This window comes from Catenuloplanes niger (assembly GCF_031458255.1).
Taxonomy (GTDB): Bacteria; Actinomycetota; Actinomycetes; order Mycobacteriales; family Micromonosporaceae; genus Catenuloplanes; species Catenuloplanes niger.
Genome location: NZ_JAVDYC010000001.1, coordinates 6,121,422 through 6,145,050, shown reverse-complemented (window position 1 = coordinate 6,145,050; position 23,629 = coordinate 6,121,422). Strand labels below are relative to the sequence as shown.

The window sequence follows — 23,629 nt, the reverse complement described above, 5'->3', positions numbered from 1 at the left end:
GCAGAGTCCGATGAGGAGGCACGCATGCTGACCGCCGAGCACATCGAGAGCTTCGTCGCCGACGGCTTCGTCCGGGTGCCGAACGCGTTTTCCGCCGAGCTCGCCGCCGAGTGCCGCGATCTGCTCTGGAAACAGCTGGACATGGACCCGGACGACCGGTCGACCTGGACCAGGGAGGTCATCCGGCTCGGCGTGCGCACCGACGAGGCGTTCGTGCGCAGCGCCAACACCCCGGTGCTGACCGAGGCGTACGACCAGCTCGTCGGCCCGGGACGGTGGCGTCCGCTGGACGCGATCGGGACCTTCCCGGTGCGCTTCCCGGCCGACCGGGCACCCGACCAGGCGGAGGACTACGGCTGGCACATCGACGCCAGCTTCCTCAGCCCGGAGGGTGAGGCCGCCATCGGCGCCGGTGACTGGGAGGGCGAGCTCGCGCTCGTCCCGCCGGACTACGACAAGATCTTCCGCTGCAACGTGACCTCCCGCGGGCGGGGACTGCTGGTGCTGCTGCTCTACTCCGACACCGGCGAGCGGGACGCGCCCACGCTGATCAGGTCCGGCTCGCACCTGGACGTACCGCCGCTGCTCGAGCCCTACGGCCCCGAGGGCACCTACCTCGACTGCGGCAGCGTGGGGGCGGACCGGCCGCACGCGCTGGCCACCGGCCGGGCCGGCGACGCCTACCTGTGCCACCCGTTCCTGGTGCACACCCCGATCACCAACACCGGCACCGCTCCGCGGTTCATGGCGCAGCCGTCGTTGCAACTGGCCGGTGAGTTCGACCTGGACCGCGCGGACGGCCGGTACGTCCCGGTCGAGCGGGCGATCAGGGCGGGACTCGGCCGTGGATAGTGCCGCGGCCAGCCCCTGGGCGGCCGTGCTGCGGCTGGTGTTCGGCGGGATGGCCACGCACGTGGTCGCGCTCGCCGTCCGGCTCCGGCTGCCCGACACGATCGGCGACGGTGAACGGGACGCGGCCGGGCTCGCCGCGGAGTTCGGCTTCCAGGAGGGGCCGATGCTCCGCCTGCTGCGCGGGCTCGCCGCGCTGGGCGTGCTCGCCGAACCCCACCCCGGCCGCTTCACGGTCACCCCGGTCGGCGCGCTGCTGCGCGTCGACGCACCGGGGTCGATGTTCCCGCTCGCCCGGATGCTGACCGACCCGACGATGGCGAGGGCCTGGCAGAACCTGGAGTTCAGCCTGCGCACCGGCGGGCCGGCCTTCGACGAGGCGTTCGGCGTCGACTTCTTCGGCTACCTGGCGGCCCGGCCGGAGCTGTCCGAGATGTACAACGCGGCGATGAGCCAGGGCAGTCGCGGGGTCGCCGCGGTGCTGGCGGGCGCGTACGACTTCGGCCGGTTCGGGACGATCGTCGACGTCGGCGGCGGCGACGGGACGACGCTCGCCGCGATCCTGACCACGCACCCCGGACCGCGCGGCGTGGTCTACGACAGTCCGTCCGGTGTGGCGACGACCGCGCGGACCCTGCACGCGGCCGGGCTGACCGCGCGCTGCCGGGTCGAGACCGGTGACTTCTTCACCGGGGTCCCGGCCGGCGGCGACCTGTACCTGCTGAAGAGCGTCACGCACGGCTGGGACGACGAGCGGGCCGCGGTGATCCTGCGTAACTGCGCCCGCGACGCCGCGGCGCACGGCCGGATCCTGCTCGTCGAGCATCTGCTGCCGGACACCGTGCCGGCCGGCGAGAGCCCCACCACGTACCTCAGCGACCTGAATCTGCTCGTCAACGGGCAGGGACAGGAGCGGACCAGGGACGACTTCGCCGGTCTGTGCGCCAAGGCGGGCCTGCGGATCGCGGAGACCGGGGCGCTGCCGGCGACCGGCTTCCACTGGATCGAGATCCACCCCGGCTGACCACCGGAGAAAAGCGCGGGAGCCGATTACTAATGGCCTCCCTATATTCCATTCGCCATTGATGAGCACCGTATGAATGTCGCGTACCGTCAACGCCGACGAACCACATTCCTCTGGTGCGCGAATCGGTAAGAGACTCCTTATGCGCCGACGCGCTCACTGACGGACGCCCCGGCGCGCCGCCGCCGGTCCCGCGACAGAGCCGACCGAGCTGTGGTGAGCCCGCATCCCCAGCCACCGAAGGAAAGCGTGATGACCTCGGCCGATCTGGATACCCAAGGCGCAGCCACCACCCTTCTGCCCGGTGCGGGCGCGGAGTTCCGCTCCTGGTTCGCCGGCCGCACCCGCGCCACCACCTGCCGGGTGACCCGCACCCCACTCGCCGAGCTGCCCGGGTGGTCGATCGACGACGCCACCGGCAACCTGACGCACGACAGCGGCCGGTTCTTCACCATCGAAGGGCTGCACGTGCGGACCTCGTACGGCCCGGTCGGCGAGTGGAGTCAGCCGATCATCAACCAGCCGGAGATCGGCATCCTCGGGTTGCTGGTCAAGACCGTGGACGGTGTCCCGTACGGTCTGGTGCAGGCGAAGATGGAACCCGGCAACATCAACACGTTTCAGCTCTCGCCGACCGTGCAGGCGACCCGCAGCAACTACACGCGGGTGCACCGGGGCAGCCGGACGAAGTACCTGGAGTACTTCACCGAGGCGCGTCCCGGCAGCGTGCTGGCCGACGTGCTGCAGTCCGAGCAGGGGTCCTGGTTCCTGCGCAAGCGCAACCGCAACATGATCGTCCAGGTGGACGAGTCGGTGCCCGCCGCGGACGGGCACTACTGGATGCCGCTGGCCGAACTGCGCGGCCTGCTGCGGGTCGACGGACTGGTCAACATGGACACCCGGACGGTGCTGTCCTGCATGCCGGCCGCGTTCTTCGCCGCCGACCGGGATCTGCCGGCCGGTGACATGGCCGCGGCGCTGATCCGGTCCATCAGCGGCGCCGGCACGCCGCTGCACAGCGCGGAGACCGTGCTGAGCTGGTTCACCGCCGCCAAGAGCCGGCACGAGCTGGCGGTGCGCCGGGTGCCGCTGCGGCAGCTGCCCGGCTGGCACCACACGCCCGACGAGATCGCGCACGACGACGAGAAACATTTCAGCATCATCGGCGTCAGCGTCCGGACCGACGACCGGGAGGTCAGCGAGTGGCACCAGCCGCTGCTCTACCCGAGCGGGCAGGGCGTCGTGGCCTTCGTCGTGAAGGAGATCGACGGGGTGGCGCACCTGCTGGTCCACGCGCGGTACCAGGCGGGCCTGCTGGACGCGATGGAGATGGGGCCCACGGTCCAGTGCAACCCGGGCAACTACCCGGGCGGCGCGCCGGCGTTCCTCGACTACGTGCGGCACGCGCCGGCCGACCGCGTGCTGTACGACACGATCCTGACCGAGGAGGGCGGCCGCTTCTACCGCTCTCAGAACCGGTACCTGCTGGTGGACGCAGGTGACGACGTGCCGGTCGAGGTGCCGGGCGAGTTCTGCTGGGTGACCGCCCACCAGCTCTCCGGCCTGCTGCGGCACGGCTACTACGTCAACGTCGAGGCCCGCAGCCTGCTGGCCTGCCTGCACAGCCTGTGGTGACCGCCGTGCCGGAACCGACCCCGACCGTACGCCCGGTCCGCATCGGCCTGCTCGGCTGCGCGGACATCGCCCGGCGCCGCACCCTCCCGGCGCTCCTGCGGGAGCCCGGTGCCGAGCTCGTCGCGGTCGCGGCCCGGGACCGGGGCAAGGCCAGGCTGTTCGCGGACGAGTTCGGCGGTGCGGCCGTGCCCGACTACCGGTCGCTGCTGGAGTTCCCGGGCCTCGACGCCGTCTACATCGCGCTGCCCGCCGGGCTGCACCACGAGTGGACCGTGCGGGCCCTGCGCCGGGGCCGGCACGTGCTCGTCGAGAAGCCGTTGACCACCCGCTACCGCGACACCGCCGAGGTGCTCGACCTGGCGCGCGCCACCGGGCTGACGCTGACCGAGAACCTCACGTTCCTGCGGCACGGCCTGCACGCGACCGTGGCGAGGCTGGTGGACGCCGGCGAGATCGGGGAGCTGCGCTCGGTGCACGGCGTCTTCGGCTTCCCGCCGTTGCCCCCGGGCGACGTACGGTACCGGCCGGACCTCGGCGGCGGTGCGCTGCTGGACGCGGGGGTGTATCCGCTGGGCGTGGCCGGGCTCTTCCTCGGGCCCGAGCTGCGGGTGGTCGCCGCGACCCGCACGGAGGACCCGGAGCACGGCGTCGACGTGGCCGGCAGTGCGCTGCTGGCCACGCCGGACGGGCGGACCGCCCAGGTCGACTTCGGCTTCCGGCACGCCTACCGCTGTGAGTACACGCTGTGGGGCAGCACCGGCTCGATCGTCGTCGACCGGGCCTTCACCCCGCCGCCGTCCTGGCGGCCGACGGTCCGGCTGACGCGGCACGACGAGCCGGGCGACCTGGTGCTGCCGGAGGACGACCAGTTCGCCGCCACGCTGCGCGAGTTCGTCACCGCGGTCCGCACCGGCCGGGAGGTTCCCGGCCGGACCACGCAGATCCGGACGCTGGCCGGGCTGGTCGACCAGGTCCGGGACCGGGCGCGCCCGCTCCGGCCGGGTGAGCCGGCCCGGCTGGGCGGTCCCGAGCCGACGAGGAGGTACGGGTGAGCGACGGTCGTGTCGTGGTGGTCGGCGGCACCGGGTTCCTGGGCCGCCAGGTGGTCAAGGACCTGGTCGCCGCCGGCCGCGATGTGCTCGTCCTGGCGCGGCGCGCCCCCGCGGCCACGGCCGGGTTCCGGTTCCGCGCGGTCGACGTGTCCGGGGCGGGCGCGGCCGAGCTGGCCGCGGTGCTGGCCACGGAGCGCCCGGGGACGGTCGTCAACGCCACCGGCGGGAAGTGGGGCCTGTCCGGGCGCGGACTGCAGGCCAGCTGCGTCGGGGCGACCGAGGCGATCCTGACGGCGCTGGCGGCGACCTCGCTGGCGCCGCGATTCGTGCACCTCGGCTCGGTGCTGGAGTACGGGCTCGTCGCGCCGGACACCCCGGGTGCCACGCAGCGGTCGTCGCGGTCCGTCAGCGAGTACGACCGGTTCAAGCTGACCGCGACCGAGGCGGTGCTGGCCGCGGCCGCGGCCGGGACCGTGGACGCGGTGGTGCTGCGGCTGGCGAACGTCACCGGCCCGGGCGTGCCACCGGCCAGCCTGCTCGGCCTGGTCGCCGGCGCGCTGGTCACCGCGGCGGAGCGCGGCGGGCACGCGACGATCGAGTTGACCGCGCTGGACTCCCGGCGCGACTACGTGGACGTGCGGGACGTCTCCGAGGCGATCCAGGCCGCGATCCGGGTGCCCGGCGTGACCTCCCCGATCCCGATCGGCCGCGGCGAGTCGGTGCCGGTGCGCACGCTGGTCACCACGCTCATCGAGATCAGCGGGGTGCCGGCCACCGTGTGCGAGTTGCCGGCCCCGGATCCGGCCGGTGCCGCCGAGGACTGGACGCTGGCCGACCTCCGGCCCGCGCGTGACCAGCTCGGCTGGGCACCGCGACGGACGCTTCCGGAGGCGCTCCGCGCGCTCTGGCACGACGCGCTGGAGCGCGACCCGGGCCGGTGACCGGCCGGCGTCTCAGCCCTGCGCTGGGAGCGTGTGCGGCAGCGGCTGGACCTGCACGATCGGCGGATCGCACTCGTCCCAGGGGCGGGTCAGCATGGCCACGAAGGACAGGGAGGTGATCGCGTACACCGCATGCATCACCCCGATCGGCGTACGGGTGCAGGTGCCCCGGGCGACGTGGATGAACTCCTCCGGGCAGTCCGGGTCGTCCGGGTCGTCCTTGGTGACCAGCACTCCCTCGCCGTCGACGAACAGCAGGTACTCCACGAAGTGCGGATGGTAGTGCAGCCCCCGGACCTTGCCGGGATGCATCGAGATGAGATTGAACTCCAGCAACGGCTCCGGCGGCACCCAGGTGAAGATGCCACCCCGGCCGTCCCGGACGGTGTCCAGGTTGCAACTCGGCGTCAGAACCTCGATCTTCACGCCAACTCCGATCCTCGAAAATCACGGCGGGACGGTGCGGTGCCGCCCGCGAACCCGGGCTCGTGCCGAGCGGGAGCCGGGCGGCGGCGGGTGGGGCGTCACCGGCGTCGTGGGCACACGGCGCGGTGAACGGGTCGAGAGTGAGTACGCCGGTGACGTGGCCGGTGGCCGAACACGCCCGGCAGCGCCGGATCGGACAGCGGCCGGCGCCGGGTTCCACCTGAAATAGCGGCGTTCGTTATGCCGGAATGACACTCGGCAGCCGAGCCGCGGGCGAACGCATTGGCTTTGGATAGTAGGGCACCCGGCACCCGCCAACAAGCATTGACAGGCATGAAGACGCTGGACAGAATACTCACCGGCGATGCCCTCATAACGCGCCAGACCCGCGAATTAGCGGCCAAGACGAACCCATTCGACAAATTGCCCATCCTGGACGGCCACCTCCGGCGCCACCACTCGTCCGGCCGCCGCCACCAGCCACGAAGCCGGCGCACGCGACGGCCGGGGCACCACACACCGCGGCCGGAGAATCGTCTTCCCGTCGGTTACCGGACAACAATCGGAATCAGTGAGGCACACCAATGTTCGGTCGCATCAGCACGGTGTCCGGCCCACCGGAGACACCATCCGTTCGGAAGTCCACCCCGATCCCCCTCCGGGCGCGGGCATGACCGCGCGGACCGCGATCGTGGTGGGCGCCGACGGCCAGGACGGGGTGCTGCTGAGCGAGTCACTGCGGGCGCGGGGGGACCGGGTGGTGCCGGTGGGCCGGCACGGCACGATCGACATCACCCGGCCGGACGACGTGGCCGAGCTGGTCGCCGGCCTACGACCGGACGAGGTGTACCTGCTGGCCGCGGTCCATCACTCCGCGCAGGACACGGTCACCGACCCGGTGCGGCTCTGCCACCGGTCGTACGCGGTCAACACGTTCTCCGTGGTCCACTTCCTCGACGCGGTCGAGCGGCACAGCCCGGCCACCCGGGTCTTCTACGCCGCCTCCTCACACGTCTTCGGCGTGCCCGACACGCCGGTGCAGGACGAGACGACGCCGCTGCGGCCGACCTCGATCTACGGCATCAGCAAGGCGGCCGGGCTGCTGCACTGCCGCGCCTACCGCGCGCGCGGCGTCTTCGCCTCGGCCGGCATCCTCTACAACCACGAGTCCCCGCTCCGGCGCCCGGGCTTCGTCTCCCGCAAGATCGTGGACGCGGTGGTACGCATCCAGCGCGGTGACGCCGGCCGGCTCGTGCTCGGCAGCCTGTCGGCCGGGTCGGACTGGGGGTACGCGCCGGACTACGTGGAGGCCATGCGGCGGATCCTCGAGCTCGCGGAACCGGACGACTTCGTGGTGGCCTCCGGCGTACGGCACACGGTCGGCGAGTTCGCGGCGATCGCGTTCGAGGCGGCCGGACTGGACTGGCGCGACCACGTCGAGGAGGACGCCGCCGTGCTCACCCGGCCGGACGTCCCGCTGGTCGGCGACGCGAGCCGGCTGCGCGCCGCGACCGGCTGGCGCCCGAGCCTCGGCTTCGCGGACATGGTCCGCACGCTGCTGCGGGCCGCCGGCGCCACGCTCGTCGCGCCGGCCGACCGGCCCGGCTGACCGGCCCGGCTGACCGGCGATCCGGGTCCCGCACGCTTTAGTAGGGAAATCACGAGTCGGATTTCGGTACCTTCACAAGAGCCAGTTGCCGCCCGACAACGGAGTCCATTGTGATCCGAATTCCGGTCTCGGTCCAATCGTCCAGGGTCGACTCGTGAAAGGGCTGGTGTTGGCGGGCGGTGTTGGCTCGCGAATGCGCCCGATCACCCACACCTCAGCGAAGCAGCTCATTCCGGTCGCCAACAAACCGGTCCTCTTCTACGGCCTCGAAGCGATTCGCGAGGCGGGTATCCGGGAGGTCGGAATCATCGTCGGCAGCACCGCGCCGGAAATCGAACGCGCGGTCGGTGACGGCTCCCAGTTCGGCCTGGACGTGACCTATCTGCCCCAGGACGCGCCGCGCGGCCTCGCACACGCCGTCCTGATCGCGCGGGACTATCTCGGCGACGACGACTTCGTGATGTACCTCGGTGACAATTTCGTCGTCGGCGGCATCAACGGCGCGGTCGAACGGTTCCGGCGGGAACGCCCGCACGCCCAGCTGATGCTCACCCGGGTGAAGGACCCGCACGCGTTCGGCGTCGCGGAGATGGGCCAGGACGGCCAGGTCCTCGGCGTCGAGGAGAAGCCGCAGTACCCGAAGAGCGACCTCGCGCTGGTCGGCGTCTACGTGTTCAGCCCGGCCGTGCACGAGGCGATCGCGGAGCTGAAGCCGTCGTGGCGCAACGAGCTGGAGATCACCGAGGCGATCCAGTGGCTGATCGACCAGGGCCGGCCGGTCAAGTCCACGATCATCACCGGGTTCTGGAAGGACACCGGCAACCTCGCGGACATGCTGGACATGAACCGGTTCGTCCTGGAGCGCATCGATTCCGAGGTGAGCGGCTCGGTGAGCGCGGACACCGAGATCATCGGCCGGGTCGTGGTCGGGCCCGGCGCCGTCATCTCCGGCTCGCGGATCGTCGGGCCGGTGGTGGTCGGGGCCGGCTCGGTGGTACGCAACTCACGCCTGGGCCCGTTCACGTCGATCGACTGCGACTGCACGGTCGTCGACAGCGACATCGAGCAGTCCATCGTGCTCCGCGGCGCTTTCATCGACGGTGTCGGCCGGATCGAGATGTCGATGATCGGCCGGGAGGCACGGGTCGTGCCGGGGCCGCGCGCGCCGAAGACGTACCGGTTCGTGCTCGGTGACCACAGCGAAGTGCGGGTGGGTGTGTAGTGCGGCGGGTACTCGTGGCCGGCGGGGCCGGCTTCATCGGTTCGCACTACGTCCGGCAACTGGTCGCCGGGGCGTACCCCGCGTGGCGGGACTGCCGGGTCACCGTGCTGGACAAGCTCACCTACGCGGGCAACCCGGCGAACCTGGACGCCGTGCGGGACCGCGTCACGTTCGTCCGCGGTGACATCTGCGACGGCCGCCTGCTCGCGGACGTGGTGCCCGGGCACGACGTCGTGCTCAACTTCGCGGCCGAGACCCATGTCGACCGGTCCATCGCCGACTCGGCCGAGTTCCTGCGCACCAACGTGCAGGGCGTCCAGTCGCTCATGCAGGCGTGCCTGACCGCCGGTGTCCCGACCGTCGTCCAGGTCTCCACGGACGAGGTCTACGGCAGCATCGAGACGGGTTCGTGGACCGAGGAGAGCCCGCTGGCCCCGAACTCGCCGTACGCGGCGGCCAAGGCCGGCGGGGACCTGATCGCGCTGGCGTACGCGCGGACGCACGGCCTGCCGGTCCGGATCACGCGGTGCGGCAACAACTACGGCCCGTACCAGTTCCCGGAGAAGGTCGTGCCGCTGTTCCTCACCCGGCTGATGGACGGCCGGCCGGTCCCGCTCTACGGCGACGGCGGGAACGTCCGCGACTGGATCCACGTGGACGACCACTGCCGCGGCATCCAGACCGTGGCCGAGCGCGGCGCGCCCGGCGAGGTCTACCACATCGCCGGGACCGCGGAGCTCACCAACCTGGAGCTGACCCAACGGCTCCTCGACGCGGTCGGCGCCGGCTGGGACGCCGTCGAACGGGTGCCGGACCGCAAGGGCCACGACCGCCGCTACTCCCTCTCCGACGCGAAGCTCCGCGGCCTGGGGTACGCCCCGCGCGTCTCCTTCGCCGACGGCCTGGCCGGGACGGCCGACTGGTACCGGGCGAACCGGCACTGGTGGGAACCGCTGCGGAAGCAACTCGACGACGTCCGTACCGGCTGACGGCACGTCGCCCCGACCTTCGAAGGAGCTTCGGATGGCTCACTGCCTGGTGACGGGTGGCGCCGGTTTCATCGGATCGCACCTGGTCGAGCGGCTGGTGCGAGCCGGGCACCGGGTCGCCGTGCTCGACGACCTCAGCGGCGGCAGCAGGTCCCGCGTGCCCGCGGGAGTCGACCTGCACGTCGGCTCCGTGACGGACGCCGACCTGGTCGACTCGATCTTCGCCGAGCACCGGTTCGACCACGTCTTCCACTTCGCCGCGTTCGCCGCGGAGGCGATCAGCCACTCGGTCAAGCGGCTCAACTACAACACCAACGTGATGGGCAGCATCAACCTCATCAACGCGTCGCTGCGGACCGGGGTGTCGTTCTTCTGCTTCGCCTCGTCGGTCGCCGTCTACGGGCACGGTGCGACTCCGATGCGGGAGAGCTCCGTCCCGGTGCCGGCGGACAGCTACGGCAACGCGAAGCTCGTCGTCGAACGCGAGCTCGCGGTGACGATGCGGACGCAGGGCCTGCCGTTCGCCGCGTTCCGCATGCACAACGTCTACGGCGAGTGGCAGAACATGCGGGACCCGTACCGGAACGCGGTGGCGATCTTCTTCAACCAGATCATGCGTGGCGAGCCGATCACGGTGTACGGCGACGGCGGCCAGGTCCGCGCGTTCACCTACGTCGGCGACGTGGTGGACGTGGTGAGCCGGGCGCCCGGCACCGAACGGGCCCACGGCCGCTGCTTCAACGTCGGCGCGGCCGGCACCAGCACGGTGCTGGAGCTGGCCCGGGCCGTCCGGGTGGCGGCCGGCGTGCCGGACCATCCCATCGCGCACCTGCCGGCACGCGACGAGGTGCGGGTGGCCTACACCGCGACGGACGACGCCCGGCAGGTCTTCGGTGACTGGCCGGACACCCCGCTGCGCGACGGGCTGGCCCGGACCGCGGCCTGGGCGGCCACGGTGGGACCGGCGGAACTGCACGCGTCGTTCGACATCGAGATCGGCGGCCATCAGGTCCCGGAATGGGCCCGGCACGTCGAGCGGCGGCTGGAACCCGAGCCCGCCGACTGTGGTGGAAACACTAGTCCCCTGCTCACCATCGATCTTTAGGCTGGGAATCCATGGAACGTGAGGACATTCGGCGTCGCGCGAAAGAGCTCGAGCCCTGGGTGAACGGATTCGAGTACGACGGGGTCCGCTATGCGGACGGCTCCGATCACGGCTATCTCCTCAGTCAGGATCCGGCGGACCGCGCGCGTGCCTTCTACGCGGCTTTCCCCGGCGCGACCCGCGTCCTGGAACTCGGCGCGCTGGAGGGCGCGGACACGCTGGAACTGGCCCGGCAGCGGTCCGACGCGCACGTCCTCGGCCTGGAGGGCCGGGTGGAGAACCTGCGCCGCGCCGAGTTCGTGATGGACGTGAACGGCATCACGAACGTGGAGCTGCGGCTCGCCGACGTGGAGGCGCTCGACTTCCCGGCGCTGGGCCGCTTCGACGCGGTCATGTGCGCGGGACTGCTCTACCACGTCCGGGAGCCCTGGGCCCTGCTCAAGGACATCGCCGGGGTCTCCGCCGGGATCTACCTCTCCACCCACTACTGGGGCAGCTCCGACGGGCTGGAGACGCTCGACGGCTACTCGGTCAAGCACGTCCGCGAGGAGCACCCGGAGCCGCAGGCCCGTGGGCTGAGCGTGGACGTGCGCTGGCTGGACCGGCCGTCGCTGCTGGCGGCGCTGGAGAACGCGGGCTTCACGGAGATCGAGGTGCTGCACGAGCGCACCTCGCCGGAGGTGTGCGACATCGTCGTGGTCGGCCGCACCCGGCTGGGCGCGCAGGTCCGCCGGTTCCGCGAGGACGGCCTGGTCAACGCCGGACCGATCTTCGCCGATGACACGGTGGCCCGGCTCAAGGCCGGCGCGATCGACCTGATCTCCCGCTTCACCGATCAGGGGTACCGGTCCGAGGACTTCTGGAACTACGACGTCGAGGGTCAGGAGCCGGTGCTCTACCGGATCCACAACCTGGAGAAGCAGGACTGGGCCGCCGGCGAGCTGCTGTTCCGGGAGGAACTGTCCGAACTGGCCGCCGCGTTCATCGGAGGGCCGGTCGTACCCACCGCCTTCGCCCTGGTCCTGAAGGAGCCGAACCGGGCGGCCGGTCTCCCGTGGCACCGCGACCGGCTCAACGTCGCGCCGCACACGGTCTGCAACCTGAGCATCTGCCTGGACGAGGCCGGCCCGGAGAACGGCTGCCTGGAGGGCGTGCCCGGCTCGCACCTGCTCCCCGAGGACGCCGACGTGCTGTCGGTACGGGACGGCGGGCCCCGCACGGCCGTCCCGTCCGAGGTCGGCGACGTCATCGTGCACGACGTCCGGCTGGTGCACGGCTCCGGCCCGAACCCCACCGACCGGTGGCGCCGGACCATCGTCATCGAGTTCGCGAACCCGGCGCGCCCGATGCCGACCCGCACGTCCTGACCATCCGGCCGTCCGCACCGGGTCCCGCGGCACCGGACGAACGACGCGCCCACCGTGCCGCGGTTCCCGCACGAGGAGGATCAGCGTTGGTGAGCTTGCTCAACCGCATCCCGGGCTTCACCGGTACGCCCGCCGCCGAGCCGTCGCTGGACGCCGTGATGGCGGAGCGGTTCCGGGAACGGGTCGAACCCCGTCCGGGCGACTGGGCGTACGCGCACTTCGTCGACCTGCGCCGGGCACTGGCCGAGGCGCTGGCCGACGCGTCCGGGGTCTGGCTCGACTACGGCGCGGGCACCTCGCCGTACCGCGACCTGTTCGGCGCGGCCGAGTTGCAGACGGCGGACATCCCGGGCGGTGAGTCGTTCCCCGCCGACCACGCGCTGGACCGTGACGGGCGGTGCCCGGTCGCGGACGGCACCTTCGACGGCGTGCTCTCCACCCAGGTCCTGGAGCACGTGACGGACGCGGACGCGTACCTGCGGGAGGCGCACCGGCTGCTGCGGCCCGGTGGCCGGCTGGTCCTCTCCACCCACGGCGTGTGGGAGGAGCACGGCGGCCAGGACCTGTGGCGGTGGACCGCGGACGGGCTGGCGCTGCAGGCCGAGCGCGCCGGCTTCACCGTCGACCGCACGGTCAAGCTGACCTGCGGCCCCCGCGGCCTGCTGCTGCTCCTGCGCTGGTACGGCCGCGAACACGGCTGGCCGCGGACCGGGCCGGTGGGGTTGGTCCTGAACGCGCTGCACCTGGTGGACCGGCTGCGGCCGCGCTCCTTCGACGAGTACCTCGACCGCGCGTTCGGTGCGCTGGGGCTCAGCGAGGGGCCGGCTCAGCCGTTCTACCTGGACATCCTGCTCGTCGCCAGAAAGAGGGAGAACGTCACGTGAGCCAATCGCGGTCAGCCTACGGCGAGGACGCGCGGGGTCTGGTCGCCGAGCGGACGGGTTGCCGGGTCTGCCAGGGTCCGCTGCGCACCGTCCTCGACCTCGGGCCGCAGTACCTGCAGGGCAGCTTCGTCAAGCCCGGCTTCCCGGAACCGCCCGGCGAGCGGTTCCCGCTCGACCTCACCCGGTGCACCGACGCGTCCTGCGGCCTGGTGCAGCTGCGCCACACGCTGCCGGGCGGGGTGCTCTACGACACCTACTGGTACCGCTCCCGGATCAACGACACCATGCGTACCCACCTCGCCCGGATCGTCGAGTCCGCGGTCGCGCTGCACGGCGGGCAGCCGGCGAAGGTGCTCGACATCGGCTGCAACGACGGCACGCTGCTGGAGAACTACACCGGCGCGGAGCGGTGGGGAATCGACCCGTCCAGCGCCGCCGACGACGCCCCGGACACGATCACGCTGATCCGGGACTTCTTCCCCAGCAAGCAGCTGGACGACGAGGCGGGCACGTTCGACGTGATCACGTCGATCGCCATGTTCTACGACGTCGAGGACCCGGTGGCGTTCGTCCGCGAGGTCGAGCGGCTGCTGGCGCCCGGCGGCGTCTGGGTGGTCGAGGTGTCGTACCTGCCCGCGATGCTGGAGGTGACCGGGTACGACAGCATCTGCCACGAGCACCTCTCGTACTACTCGCTCGGCGCGCTGACCCGGATCCTCGCGGCGGCCGGTCTGGAGATCGTCCGGGCCGGCCTGAACGGCGTCAACGGCGGTTCGATCTGCTGCTTCGTCACCCGGTCCACCGAGGTCGCCGGCCGGGCGGACGACTCCGTGCCGGCGCTGGCCGACCGGGAGCGACAGCTGCGGCTGGACACGGACGCACCGTACGACGAGTTCGCGGCCCGGGTCCGGCAGCGCCGCGACGAGCTGGTCGGGCTGCTGCACGGCCTGCGCGACGACGGCCGGGTCGTGCACATCTACGGCGCGTCGACCAAGGGCAACACGCTGCTGCAGTTCTCCGGGATCGACAACTCACTGATCCGGTACGCGGCCGAGCGGAACCCCGACAAGTTCGGCGCCCGGACCCTCGGCACCGACATCGAGATCATCAGTGAGGAGCAGTCCCGGGCCGCCCGCCCCGACTACTACCTGGTGCTGCCCTGGCACTTCCGGGACGAGATCGTCGCCCGGGAGGCCGCAACGCTGGCGGCGGGGACCACGCTGATCTTCCCGCTGCCGGAAGTCGAGACCGTCGCACAGTCGTGAGCTCCGCGGCCGCCGCGGACCCGCCCCGGAAGGCGCACCGAACACGTGACCTACCTCGCCGCTCCCGTCCCCCCGCTGTCGGCCGATCAGCTGCTGCTGCTCTTCCTCCAGCTCGGCGTCCTCCTCCTGCTCGCATTCGGACTGGGCCGGCTGGCGCAGCGGTTCGGCATGCCGGCGGTCGCGGGTGAGCTGCTCACCGGCGTGCTGCTCGGCCCGTCCGTGCTGGGCAGCGCGTTCCCCGCCGTGGGCGGCTGGCTGTTCCCGGCCGACGCCGCCCACGTCCACCTGATCGACGCGGTGAGCCAGTTCGCCGTGGTACTCCTGGTCGGCGTCGCCGGCCTCCACCTCGACCTGGCGATCGTCCGGCGCCGCCGGGGCGTGGTCGCCACCGTCACCACCGGCGGCCTGCTCCTGCCGATGGCGCTCGGGATCGCGGCCGGATACCTGGTTCCGCGGGTGCTGTTCCCGGCCGAGACGCACCGGACGACGTTCGCGCTGTTCCTCGGCGTCGCGATGGCGGTCAGCGCGGTGCCGGTGATCGCGAAGACGCTCACCGACATGCGGCTGATGCACCGCGACGTCGGTCAGCTCATCCTGGCCACGGCCACGATCGACGACGCGATGGCCTGGTTCCTGCTGTCGGTCATCTCCTCGCTGGCCGTGCACACATTCGTGCCCGGGCAGGTCGTCGTCTCGATACTCTGGCTGATCGGGTTCCTCGCGGCCGCCGCCCTGCTCGGCCGGCCGGCCGTCCGCCTGGCGATGGGCTGGGCCAACCGCGCGCCCGACGCCGGCCCGGCGAACGTCGTCGCGGTCGTCGCCATCCTGCTGTCCGCCGCGACGGCCCAGGCGCTGGCCCTCGAGGCCATCTTCGGTGCCCTGGTGGCCGGCGTCCTGATCGGCCTGCCCGGCGTCGCGGACCCGGCCCGGCTCGCGCCGCTGCGCACCGTGGTGCTGACCGTGCTGGCCCCGATCTTCCTGGCCGGCGCGGGGCTGCGGGTGGACCTGCGCGCGCTCGCCGACCCGGTGGTCCTGCTCTGGGGTGTCGTCATCCTCGCCCTGGCGATCGTCGGGAAGTTCACCGGCGCGTACCTCGGCGCGCGGCTCGGGCGCCGGCCGCACTGGGAGGGCATCGCCATCGGCGCCGGGCTGAACGCGCGCGGCGTCGTGGAGATCATCATCGCGATGATCGGGCTCCGGCTCGGTGTGCTGAACACCGCGACGTACACCATCGTCGTGCTGGTGGCCGTGCTGACCTCGGTGATGGCGCCGCCGCTGCTGCGGCGCGCCATGGCCCGGCTGGAGCAGAACGCCGAGGAGTCGCTGCGCGAGAGCCGGCACCTGGAGTGGGCCGGCGCGGTCCGCGGCTCGTCCACCGAGCCGCGCTGACGGCACCGGCCCCGCGCCTTCGTCCGTTCACCGTGATCGAGGCGTCCTTCCCGTCGTCGGAGCGACGGGAAGGACGCCTCGATCATCGGCACGTGGGCACACGAATCGGCCGCGGCGGGATCCGCCGCGGCCGATGTCGTGTCGCGCGTCAGCTCACCCGGTCCACCGTGGCTAGCAGTCCGGTCACGTGGTCCGCGATGGCGGTCACGGTGGGCTGCTGCCAGAAGACGGTGGCGGGCAGCGCCAGCCCCAGCCGCTTCTCCAGCCGCCGCCGGATCACCACGGTCATCACGGAGTCCAGACCCTGCTCGGCGAGCGGGCGCCGCGGGTGCAGGTCGTCCGCCGCGAGCCGCATCTCCGCCGCGATCTGCTCACGGACCTCCGCCAGCACCCGTTCCCGCAGCTCGTCCGGGGGAAGGTCGGCGAAGGACACCACCGGCTCCGGGTCGGACGCCTCGTCGCCGGCGGCCGGGGCCGGCGGCTGGTCGATCACCGGGTAGCGCAGGCCGGGCAGCGCGGCCAGCACCCGGCCGTCCTCGGTCGCGACCAGCGCGTCGACCGTGTCCGGGCGGTCCTCGTCCAGCCGCACCTCGACGAGGACGGTCGCCGGCGGCAGGCCCACGGTGGTCACCTCGTCGATCCACACCACCATCCGCAGCTGCGGCATCCCGGGGTACGCGGCCGGCGCGATCGACATCACCGCGTCCAGCACCGACGCCCAGGTCGACGTCTCGTCGGTACGGACCCGGGCGCGCAGCACGCCGTACCCGGCCAGCAGGTGGTCCACCGACCAGCCGAACCCGGTCGACGGCACCCCGACCTCGGCGAGCCGGCGGTGGATCAGGCCCGGGTCGGCCGGTTCCAGCCGGTACTCCGCCGGGTCCACGAGTGCCCGCGCCGCGAGCGCGTCCGGGTCGCCCGCGCGCACCGTGGCGTCCGCGTGGACCAGCCACGGCGGGTCCTCGCCGGCGTCCCCGCCGGTGGTCCGGGACGCGAGCCGGACGTCGCCGCCCTCGCGTACCACCTGGATCTCCCGCCGGCCCGCCGTCATCAGCGGATGCCGCATCGCCAGGCCGGCCAGGACCGGCGGCACGCCGTCCCGCTCCGCCGCCGCCAGGAACGTGACCACCAGCACCGCGGCCGGCACGATCTCCACCCCGTTCAGGGTGTGGCTGCCCGGGTACGGCCGGTTCGCGTCGTCCAGGCCGGTCCCCCACACCTGGACCGCGCTGCCCGCGAGACTCCGGCGCGCGCCGAGCAGGGTGTGCGAGTCCGGGTCGTGGCCGCGCCCGCCCGCCCGGGACACCGGGGCGGGGTGGTGCCAGTGGCTGCGGTGCCGCCACCGGTAGACCGGCAGCGTGACCAGGTCACCCCGCGGGTGCAGGGCAAGCCGGTCGATCTCCACGCCGGCGCAGTGCAATCCGGCGAGCGCGGTCAGGAAGCCGCGCGTCTCCGGCTGATGGCGGCGCAGCGTGACACCGACGTACGTGTCCTCGTCGAGCTCGGCCAGCGTCTCGTGGATCGAGTGGGTGACCACCGGGTGCGGCGACACCTCCAGGAACGCGTGGAAGCCGTCGGCGGACGCCGCGGTGACGGCGTCGGCGAGCCGCACCGGATTGCGCAGGTTCCCCGCCCAGTAGGCGCCGTCCGCCGTCATCGGCGCACGCGGGTCGTCCAGCGCGGTCGGGTAGATCGGGATCCGCGGGCTGCCCGGCGTGAAGTCGACGGCCGCGGCGAGCTCGTCGACCAGCTCGTCCATGTGCGGGCTGTGGAACGCCACGTCGGACGCCACCCGCCGGGTCACCAGCCCCTCGTCGGCCCACGTCCGGACCAGCGCGTCCAGGGCCGCCGGGTCACCGGAGACCACGGTGGACGACGGCGACGACGCGATCGCCGCCACCACGTCGGTCCGGCCGGCCAGCCGCGCGGCCGCCTGCGCGAACGGCAGCGAGACCATCGCCATCGCGCCCCGGCCCGCCACCCGCCGGAGCAGGATCGACCGGCGGCAGATCAGCCGGGCGCCGTCCTCGACCGTCAGCACGCCCGCGGTGACGGCGGCGGCGATCTCACCGACCGAGTGGCCGATCACGGCGTCCGGGGTCACGCCGCGGGCGCGCCACATCGCGGCCAGGCCCAGCTGCACGGCGAAGATCATCGTCTGGATCCGGTCGACCGCGTCGAACTCGCCGTCGCGCAGCGCCTGCCGTGGCGAGAAGCCGATCTCCGCCAGGAAGACCGGCTCCAGGGCGTCGATCGCCGCCGCGAACGCGGGCTCGGTGTCGAGCAGTTCCCGGCCCATCCCGCTCCACTGGGAGCCGTGGCCGGAGAAGACCCAGACCAGCTTCGGGCCGTCGCCCAGCGGCGACCCGGTGACCACGCCGTCGGCCGGCTCACCCGAGGCCAGGCCACGCAGCGCGGCGCGAAGACCCGGCGCGTCGGCGGCCACCGCGACGGCCCGGTACGCGAGGTGCGACCGCCGCACCGCCAGCGTGTGCCCGACGGACGCCAGGTCGGCGTCGTCGGTCAGCCAGTCGGCGAGCGCGGCCGCCTGATCGCGCAGGGCGGCGGCGGACGCCGCGGAGACCGGGAACAGCGACGCCCCGGTCAGCGCGCTCACCGCGGGCGGCGCCACCGGCGGCGCCTGCTCGAACACCGCGTGCGCCACCGTCCCGCCGTAGCCGAAGCCGGAGACGCCGGCCCGGCGCGGGCCGTCCCGGTCCGGCCACGGCTCGTTGCGGGTCACCACGCGCACCCTCAGCTTGTCCCACGCGATGGCGGGGTTGACCTCGGTGACGAGCAACGTGGCCGGGATCTCGCCGCGGTCGAGCGCGAGCACCGCCTTGATCACTCCGGCGACGCCGGCCGCGCCCTCCAGGTGGCCGATGTTGGACTTCACGGATCCGATCAGGCACGGGTCACCGTCGCTGCGCGCCTGCCCGTAGACGTCGCCGATCGCGGTGGCCTCCATCGGGTCGCCGACCGGCGTCCCGGTGCCGTGCGCCTCGACGTAGTCGACCGCGCCCGGCTCCACCCCGCCGTACCGCAGGGCCCGTTCCATCACGTGCGCCTGGGCCGTACCGCACGGGGCCATGATGCCGTTGGTGTGGCCGTCCTGGTTCACGGCGCTGCCGCGCAGCACCGCCAGCACGCGGTCACCGTCGCGCTCCGCGTCGGCCAGCAGCTTCAGCACGACGACGCCGCAGCCCTCACCGCGTCCGTACCCGTCGGCGGTGGCGTCGAAGGACTTGCTCCGCCCGTCCGGGGCCAGCGCACCGGCCGCGCCGAGCGTGATCGACTGGCCGGGCGTGACGATGAGGTTGGCGCCCCCGACCAGCGCCACCGTGCTCTCCCCCAGGCGGAGGCTCTGCGCGGCCAGGTGCAGCGCCACCAGCGACGCCGAGCACGCGGTGTCCACCGTCAGGCTCGGCCCGCGCAGGTCCAGCGCGTGCGAGATCCGGTTGGAGACCGCGCAGGTGGCCGCGCCGATCCCGGTCCAGGCGTCGATGTGCGGCAGGTCCTCGAGCTGGTGGGCGCCGTAGTCGTAGGTGCAGACGCCGGCGAAGACGCCGGTGTCGGTGCCGGCCAGCTCGCGCGGCGGGATGCCCGCGTGCTCCAGCGCCTGCCAGGCGACCTCCAGCAGCAACCGTTGCTGCGGGTCCATCAGCTCCGCCTCACGCGGCGAGATGCCGAAGAACTCGGCGTCGAAACCGTCGATCCCGTCCAGGAAGCTGCCCGACCGGTTCGCCCGCCGGAGCGCCGCCTCGAAGTCGGGACCGAGGTCGCGGTACGGCTCCCAGCGGGCGGCCGGCACCTCGCCGGTCGTGTTCCGCCCGCCGGAGAGCAGCTCCCAGAACTCGTCCGGGGAATTCACGCCACCGGGGAACCGGCAGCCGATCCCCACGACAGCGACCGGTTGTGCGGCACCCGCGGGTGGCCTGAGCGTTTTCGGTTCCACGAACATCCCCTGTTGTGTCGATCGGCGCGCACGCCGGGGGGTGACCCTCACCCGCGGACCGTCACGGCAGCACGTCCATCCGCAGCATCATCCCGAGCGCCGAGTGCTCCAGGAAGTGGCAGTGGGCCAGGTACTCGCCGGTAAACGGGGTGTCGAACGTGACCTGCAGCCGCACGGAGCCGCGCGGTCCCACATAGACGGTGTCCTTCAGGCCGGCGTCCTCCGGCAGCGGCGGGCCGCCGTCCCGGCCGATGACCCGGAACTGCATCAGGTGCATGTGGAACGGGTGGTCGAACGGGAACGCCGGATCCAGGTCCTCGTTGACCACGTTCCAGATCTCCGTGGTGCCGCGCCGCACCGAGACGTCCGCCCGGGACGGGTCGTACGGCCGCCCGTTCATCAGTGCGATCGGCGGCCGGAGCGACATGTCCATGCTCATCGTCACGGTGCGCTCGACCGTCGGCGTGCCGAGCGGTGGCAGCGGCCGCAGCGTGGGCGGCACCCGGCTCGGGTCGGCCACCCGGCCCGGCGCCACGTCGAACCGGATGATCGGGTTGTCCCCGTCGTAGAGGTGGACCGGGCCCCGGCCCGCCCACCGGGCGAAGTCGATCACCACCTCGACCCGCTCACCGGAGGAGATCGACACCTCGGTGAGCGGGACCGGAGCCGGCAGCAGCCCGCCGTCGGTACCGATCTTGGTCATCTCCGCGCCGCCCAGGCTCAGCCGGAAGACGTGCTTCAGCGCGGCGTTGAGCAGCCGGAACCGATACTTGCGCGGCGCCACCGGGAAGTACGGTTGGGCCTTCCCGTTCGCCATGACGACGGTCCGGTTGTCCGGGTGCCCGCCGAAGACGAACGCACCGGTCGCGTCCAGCTCCGCGTTGCGCAGCATGACCGGAACGTCGAAGTCTCCGCTCGGCAGGCCGAGGCGCCGCTCGGCGGGATCCTCGATCAGGTAGAAGCCGTGCAGGCCACGATAGACGTGGTCGGCCTCCAGCGCGTGCGTGTGATCGTGGTACCAGAGCGTCGCGGCGCGCTGCGTGTTCGGGTACTCGTACACCTTGGCGGCGCCCGGAGCGAGCTGGTCCATCGGGTGGCCGTCGCTGTCCGGGGCGACGTGGCCGCCGTGCAGGTGCACGTTGGTCGGCGTGGTCAACCGGTTGGTGAAGGCGACCGTCGCCGGCCGGCCGGCCCGGGCCCGGATGGTCGGCCCGGTGAAGTGCCCGGCATACGTGTACGCCGGGGTCCGCAGGCCCGGCACGATCTCCACGTCGGCCGGCCGCACCTCGATCGTGTACGCGTCCACGCCCCCCACGGTGGACGTGGGCGCGAGCACCGGCGGCACCGGCATGCACTGCGTGAACGGGGTGACCACCGGTCCGCTCGCGGCGGCGCGAGGCGCGAACTCCCCGGCGGCACCCAGGTGCGCGGCATGGTCGGTGGCGGCCGGGGCGGCGGCGTTCGCGGCCGGAGCGTTCGCCTTCGACAGCGAGGCGGCCACCGCACCGGTCGCCGCCGCGGTGCCGAGCGCCAGCAGCTGACGTCGGTTGAACATGACAGGGCTTCCCTTCCGATCGGGCCGCCGGCGTCGGCGCTGCGGGACACGGACGACGTCCGGTTGCCACCGATCGGGCGGCGGGTTCGGTCACCGGAGCCGGCCGGGACCGCTCACGCCCGGTCACGGGCCGCTCCCGAGAGTGACGAGGGCAATGCTAGGCGGCGGCGGCATCCACTTCCATCGCTCCGGCGAAGCCCTAGGGATGTCGCTAGTGTCCTGATCGGACCGCGCCCCTCCGATGCCGGGCGGCGGCCGTACCGACGATTGCTACGCTGGTGCACGGAGAGTGGGGACACGGTGAGTTATCGGTTCGAGACGGCCCGGGACGACTACAGCGACCTGGCGAGCGGCGCGGTCCTGCGCTCCGCGCCCGGCTTCCCCGCCTTCCCGGTCCGGCTCGCCTCCGAGGTGTTCCAGTCCGCCCTCGACCTGCGCGGCGGCACCGGCCCGGCCGTGCTGTGGGACCCCTGCTGCGGCAGCGGCTACCTGCTGACCGTGCTCGGGCTCCTGCACCGCCGGCGGATCACCGCACTGCTCGCCTCCGACATCGACGACGACGCGCTGACCCTGGCGTCCGCCAACCTGGGGCTGCTGGCCGACGGCGGCCTGGCCGCCCGCGGCGCGGAGCTGGCCGACCGGGCGCGACGCTTCGACAAGCCCGGGTACGCGGACGCCGCGGCCGCGGCCGAGCGGCTGCACCGGCGGCTGGCGGCGGACGGTGGCCCGGTCCCGCACGCGGTCCGGCGAGCCGACGTCCTCGACCCGGCCGCACTCGCACGGGCGGCCGAGGGCTTCGCACCCGACATCGTGGTGACCGACGTGCCGTACGGCGAGCAGACCGAATGGACCGGCGAGCATGCCGGCCAGGGCCTGCCCGGCATGCTGACCGCGCTCGCCACGGTGCTCCGGCCGGCCGCGGTGATCGCGGTGATCGTGCGGGGACGCCGGGTCCCGCCGATCGACGGCGTGCGCCCCCGGCGGAAATCGCGGGTGGGCACCCGGGCGGTGGCCCTGTTCGCGGCGGGCGACCTCGACGGCCGCCCGGCGGACCTGCCGTAAAACCGCACGGATTGCCCGGCCGGCACGCATAGCCGCCGCCACTAGTGAGCTCCCTATATCGCATTCGCGAAGGGTGATACCCGCATCGTCTTCCAGTAACGTGAGCCACGGCAACAGGACATACGCCCTTTTCCCCGGGCGGTCCGGCAGTTTGCCATCCTTCGATGTGATATCTCGAGGGATGGTCTCAGGGCTGGGAGATTATCCTGACTAGGCGAGCGCTGATCACAGGGATTACCGGCCAGGACGGCACCTATCTTGCGCGACACCTCCTGGCCGCCGGATACGACGTCTTCGGAATGGTGCGCGGGCAGACCGCGCCGACCGCACGGGGATCCCGGCAACCGCATCCGGACGTGCGACTGATAAGCGGTGACCTGATGGACCAGTCGAGCCTGGTCTTCGCGGTCGCGCAGGCGCAGCCGGACGAGATCTACAACCTCGGCGCGCTGTCCTACGTCCCGGTGTCGTGGCGGCAGTCCACCACCACCGCGGAGATCACCGGGATGGGTGTCCTCCGCATGCTGGAAGCCGTGCGGATCGTCGCGGGAATCACCGGTTCGCGCACACCCGGCGCCAATCAGCCGCGGTTCTATCAGGCGTCGTCGTCGGAAATGTTCGGCAAGGTGCGGGAGACCCCGCAGAACGAGTTGACGCCTTTTCATCCGCGCAGTCCGTACGGTGCCGCCAAAGTGTTCGGCCACTACACGGTGCAGAATTACCGCGAGTCGTACGGCATGTACGCGGTCTCCGGCATGCTGTTCAACCATGAATCGCCGATCCGCGGGCCGGAGTTCGTGACCCGGAAGGTCTCGCTCGGCGCGGCGGCGGTGAAACTGGGGCTGCGCAAAACGCTACGGCTGGGCAATCTGGAGGCCGACCGGGATTGGGGTTTCGCCGGTGACTACGTCCGCGGCATGACGCTGATGCTCGCCCAGGACGAGCCGGACGACTACGTCGTCGGTACCGGGATCGCGCACAGCGTGCGCGAACTGGCCGAGCTGGCCTTCGCGCACGTCGGCCTGGACTGGCGCGACCACGTCGTGATCGACGACGCGCTCCTGCGGCCCGCCGAGGTCGACCTGCTGTGCGCCGATCCGACGAAGGCCCGACAGAAGCTCGGCTGGAAACCGGCGGTCTCCTTCGAGGAGATGATCGCGATGATGGTCGACAGCGACCTGGAACTGCTGTCGGACCCGCGCCGACGCGGCGACGGCCTCATCCGCGAGCTGGCCGATCTGTGGTGAGGGAGCTGCCCGCACCGACGGCGGCCCCGGTGCGACGGCGCGACGGCCGGCTC

General features: G+C 72.4%; 18 protein-coding genes. 15 read left to right on the top strand and 3 right to left on the bottom strand.

The window, feature by feature from the left end; translation table 11 throughout:
• Positions 1-24 precede the first annotated feature (24 nt).
• The 5 genes from J2S44_RS27300 to J2S44_RS27280 all read left to right on the top strand — a co-directional run bounded on the left by J2S44_RS27300 (position 25) and on the right by J2S44_RS27280 (position 5,501).
• Positions 25-852 (top strand): phytanoyl-CoA dioxygenase, encoded by an 828-nt coding sequence (locus tag J2S44_RS27300; RefSeq protein WP_310419735.1) that lies wholly within the window; start codon positions 25-27, stop codon positions 850-852.
• Complete coding sequence (locus J2S44_RS27295; protein ID WP_310419733.1) at positions 845-1,873, top strand: methyltransferase; 1,029 nt, start codon at positions 845-847, stop codon at positions 1,871-1,873. Before J2S44_RS27300 ends, J2S44_RS27295 begins: the two co-directional genes overlap by 8 nt.
• A gap of 252 nt (positions 1,874-2,125) precedes the next feature.
• Positions 2,126-3,508: an NDP-hexose 2,3-dehydratase family protein gene (locus tag J2S44_RS27290; RefSeq protein ID WP_310419731.1), complete on the top strand. Its 1,383-nt coding sequence runs from the start codon at positions 2,126-2,128 to the stop codon at positions 3,506-3,508.
• Positions 3,509-3,513: 5 nt separating this feature from the next.
• Positions 3,514-4,560: a Gfo/Idh/MocA family protein gene (locus tag J2S44_RS27285; protein WP_310419729.1), complete on the top strand. Its 1,047-nt coding sequence runs from the start codon at positions 3,514-3,516 to the stop codon at positions 4,558-4,560.
• Complete coding sequence (locus J2S44_RS27280) at positions 4,557-5,501, top strand: NAD-dependent epimerase/dehydratase family protein (RefSeq protein WP_310419727.1); 945 nt, start codon at positions 4,557-4,559, stop codon at positions 5,499-5,501. Before J2S44_RS27285 ends, J2S44_RS27280 begins: the two co-directional genes overlap by 4 nt.
• A 12-nt stretch (positions 5,502-5,513) precedes the next feature.
• Here the strand turns inward: J2S44_RS27280 and J2S44_RS27275 are convergent, their stop codons facing one another.
• Complete coding sequence (locus J2S44_RS27275) at positions 5,514-5,927, bottom strand: cupin domain-containing protein (RefSeq protein WP_306833744.1); 414 nt, start codon at positions 5,925-5,927, stop codon at positions 5,514-5,516.
• Positions 5,928-6,597: 670 nt separating this feature from the next.
• On the opposite strand from J2S44_RS27275, the gene J2S44_RS27270 reads away from it, so the two are divergent.
• The 8 genes from J2S44_RS27270 (at position 6,598) to J2S44_RS27235 (ending at position 15,757) form a co-directional block, all read left to right on the top strand.
• On the top strand, positions 6,598-7,536 hold the full coding sequence (locus J2S44_RS27270) for a GDP-mannose 4,6-dehydratase (protein ID WP_310419725.1): 939 nt from the start codon (positions 6,598-6,600) through the stop codon (positions 7,534-7,536).
• A gap of 154 nt (positions 7,537-7,690) precedes the next feature.
• Positions 7,691-8,758 (top strand): glucose-1-phosphate thymidylyltransferase, encoded by a 1,068-nt coding sequence (locus J2S44_RS27265; protein WP_310419723.1) that lies wholly within the window; start codon positions 7,691-7,693, stop codon positions 8,756-8,758.
• Complete coding sequence (gene rfbB, locus J2S44_RS27260; RefSeq protein WP_310419721.1) at positions 8,758-9,747, top strand: dTDP-glucose 4,6-dehydratase; 990 nt, start codon at positions 8,758-8,760, stop codon at positions 9,745-9,747. Before J2S44_RS27265 ends, rfbB begins: the two co-directional genes overlap by 1 nt.
• Before the next feature lie 34 nt (positions 9,748-9,781).
• On the top strand, positions 9,782-10,852 hold the full coding sequence (locus J2S44_RS27255) for an NAD-dependent epimerase/dehydratase family protein (RefSeq protein WP_310419719.1): 1,071 nt from the start codon (positions 9,782-9,784) through the stop codon (positions 10,850-10,852).
• Between the two features lie 59 nt (positions 10,853-10,911).
• On the top strand, positions 10,912-12,219 hold the full coding sequence (locus J2S44_RS27250; protein ID WP_310419717.1) for a phytanoyl-CoA dioxygenase family protein: 1,308 nt from the start codon (positions 10,912-10,914) through the stop codon (positions 12,217-12,219).
• Positions 12,220-12,308: 89 nt separating this feature from the next.
• On the top strand, positions 12,309-13,103 hold the full coding sequence (locus J2S44_RS27245) for a class I SAM-dependent methyltransferase (protein ID WP_310419715.1): 795 nt from the start codon (positions 12,309-12,311) through the stop codon (positions 13,101-13,103).
• Positions 13,100-14,368 carry a class I SAM-dependent methyltransferase gene (locus J2S44_RS27240; RefSeq protein ID WP_310419713.1) on the top strand — a complete coding sequence of 423 codons (1,269 nt, stop codon included), beginning with the start codon at positions 13,100-13,102 and terminating at the stop codon, positions 14,366-14,368. The genes J2S44_RS27245 and J2S44_RS27240 overlap by 4 nt, the downstream gene beginning before the upstream one ends.
• Before the next feature lie 45 nt (positions 14,369-14,413).
• Positions 14,414-15,757: a cation:proton antiporter gene (locus J2S44_RS27235; RefSeq protein ID WP_310419711.1), complete on the top strand. Its 1,344-nt coding sequence runs from the start codon at positions 14,414-14,416 to the stop codon at positions 15,755-15,757.
• 148 nt (positions 15,758-15,905) lie between these two features.
• On the opposite strand, the gene J2S44_RS27230 is transcribed toward J2S44_RS27235, so the two are convergent.
• Positions 15,906-19,718, bottom strand: a complete 3,813-nt coding sequence (locus J2S44_RS27230; protein ID WP_310419709.1) for a type I polyketide synthase — start codon at positions 19,716-19,718, stop codon at positions 15,906-15,908.
• A gap of 55 nt (positions 19,719-19,773) precedes the next feature.
• A complete protein-coding gene (locus J2S44_RS27225) occupies positions 19,774-21,267 on the bottom strand; it encodes a multicopper oxidase family protein (RefSeq protein ID WP_310419707.1) in 1,494 nt (497 codons plus the stop codon).
• A gap of 300 nt (positions 21,268-21,567) precedes the next feature.
• Between J2S44_RS27225 and J2S44_RS27220 the strand changes: the two genes are divergently transcribed.
• Both J2S44_RS27220 and J2S44_RS27215 read left to right on the top strand, forming a co-directional pair.
• A complete protein-coding gene (locus J2S44_RS27220; RefSeq protein WP_310419705.1) occupies positions 21,568-22,329 on the top strand; it encodes an rRNA methyltransferase in 762 nt (253 codons plus the stop codon).
• Positions 22,330-22,529: 200 nt separating this feature from the next.
• Positions 22,530-23,576 carry a GDP-mannose 4,6-dehydratase gene (locus J2S44_RS27215; RefSeq protein WP_310429959.1) on the top strand — a complete coding sequence of 349 codons (1,047 nt, stop codon included), beginning with the start codon at positions 22,530-22,532 and terminating at the stop codon, positions 23,574-23,576.
• Positions 23,577-23,629 lie beyond the last annotated feature (53 nt).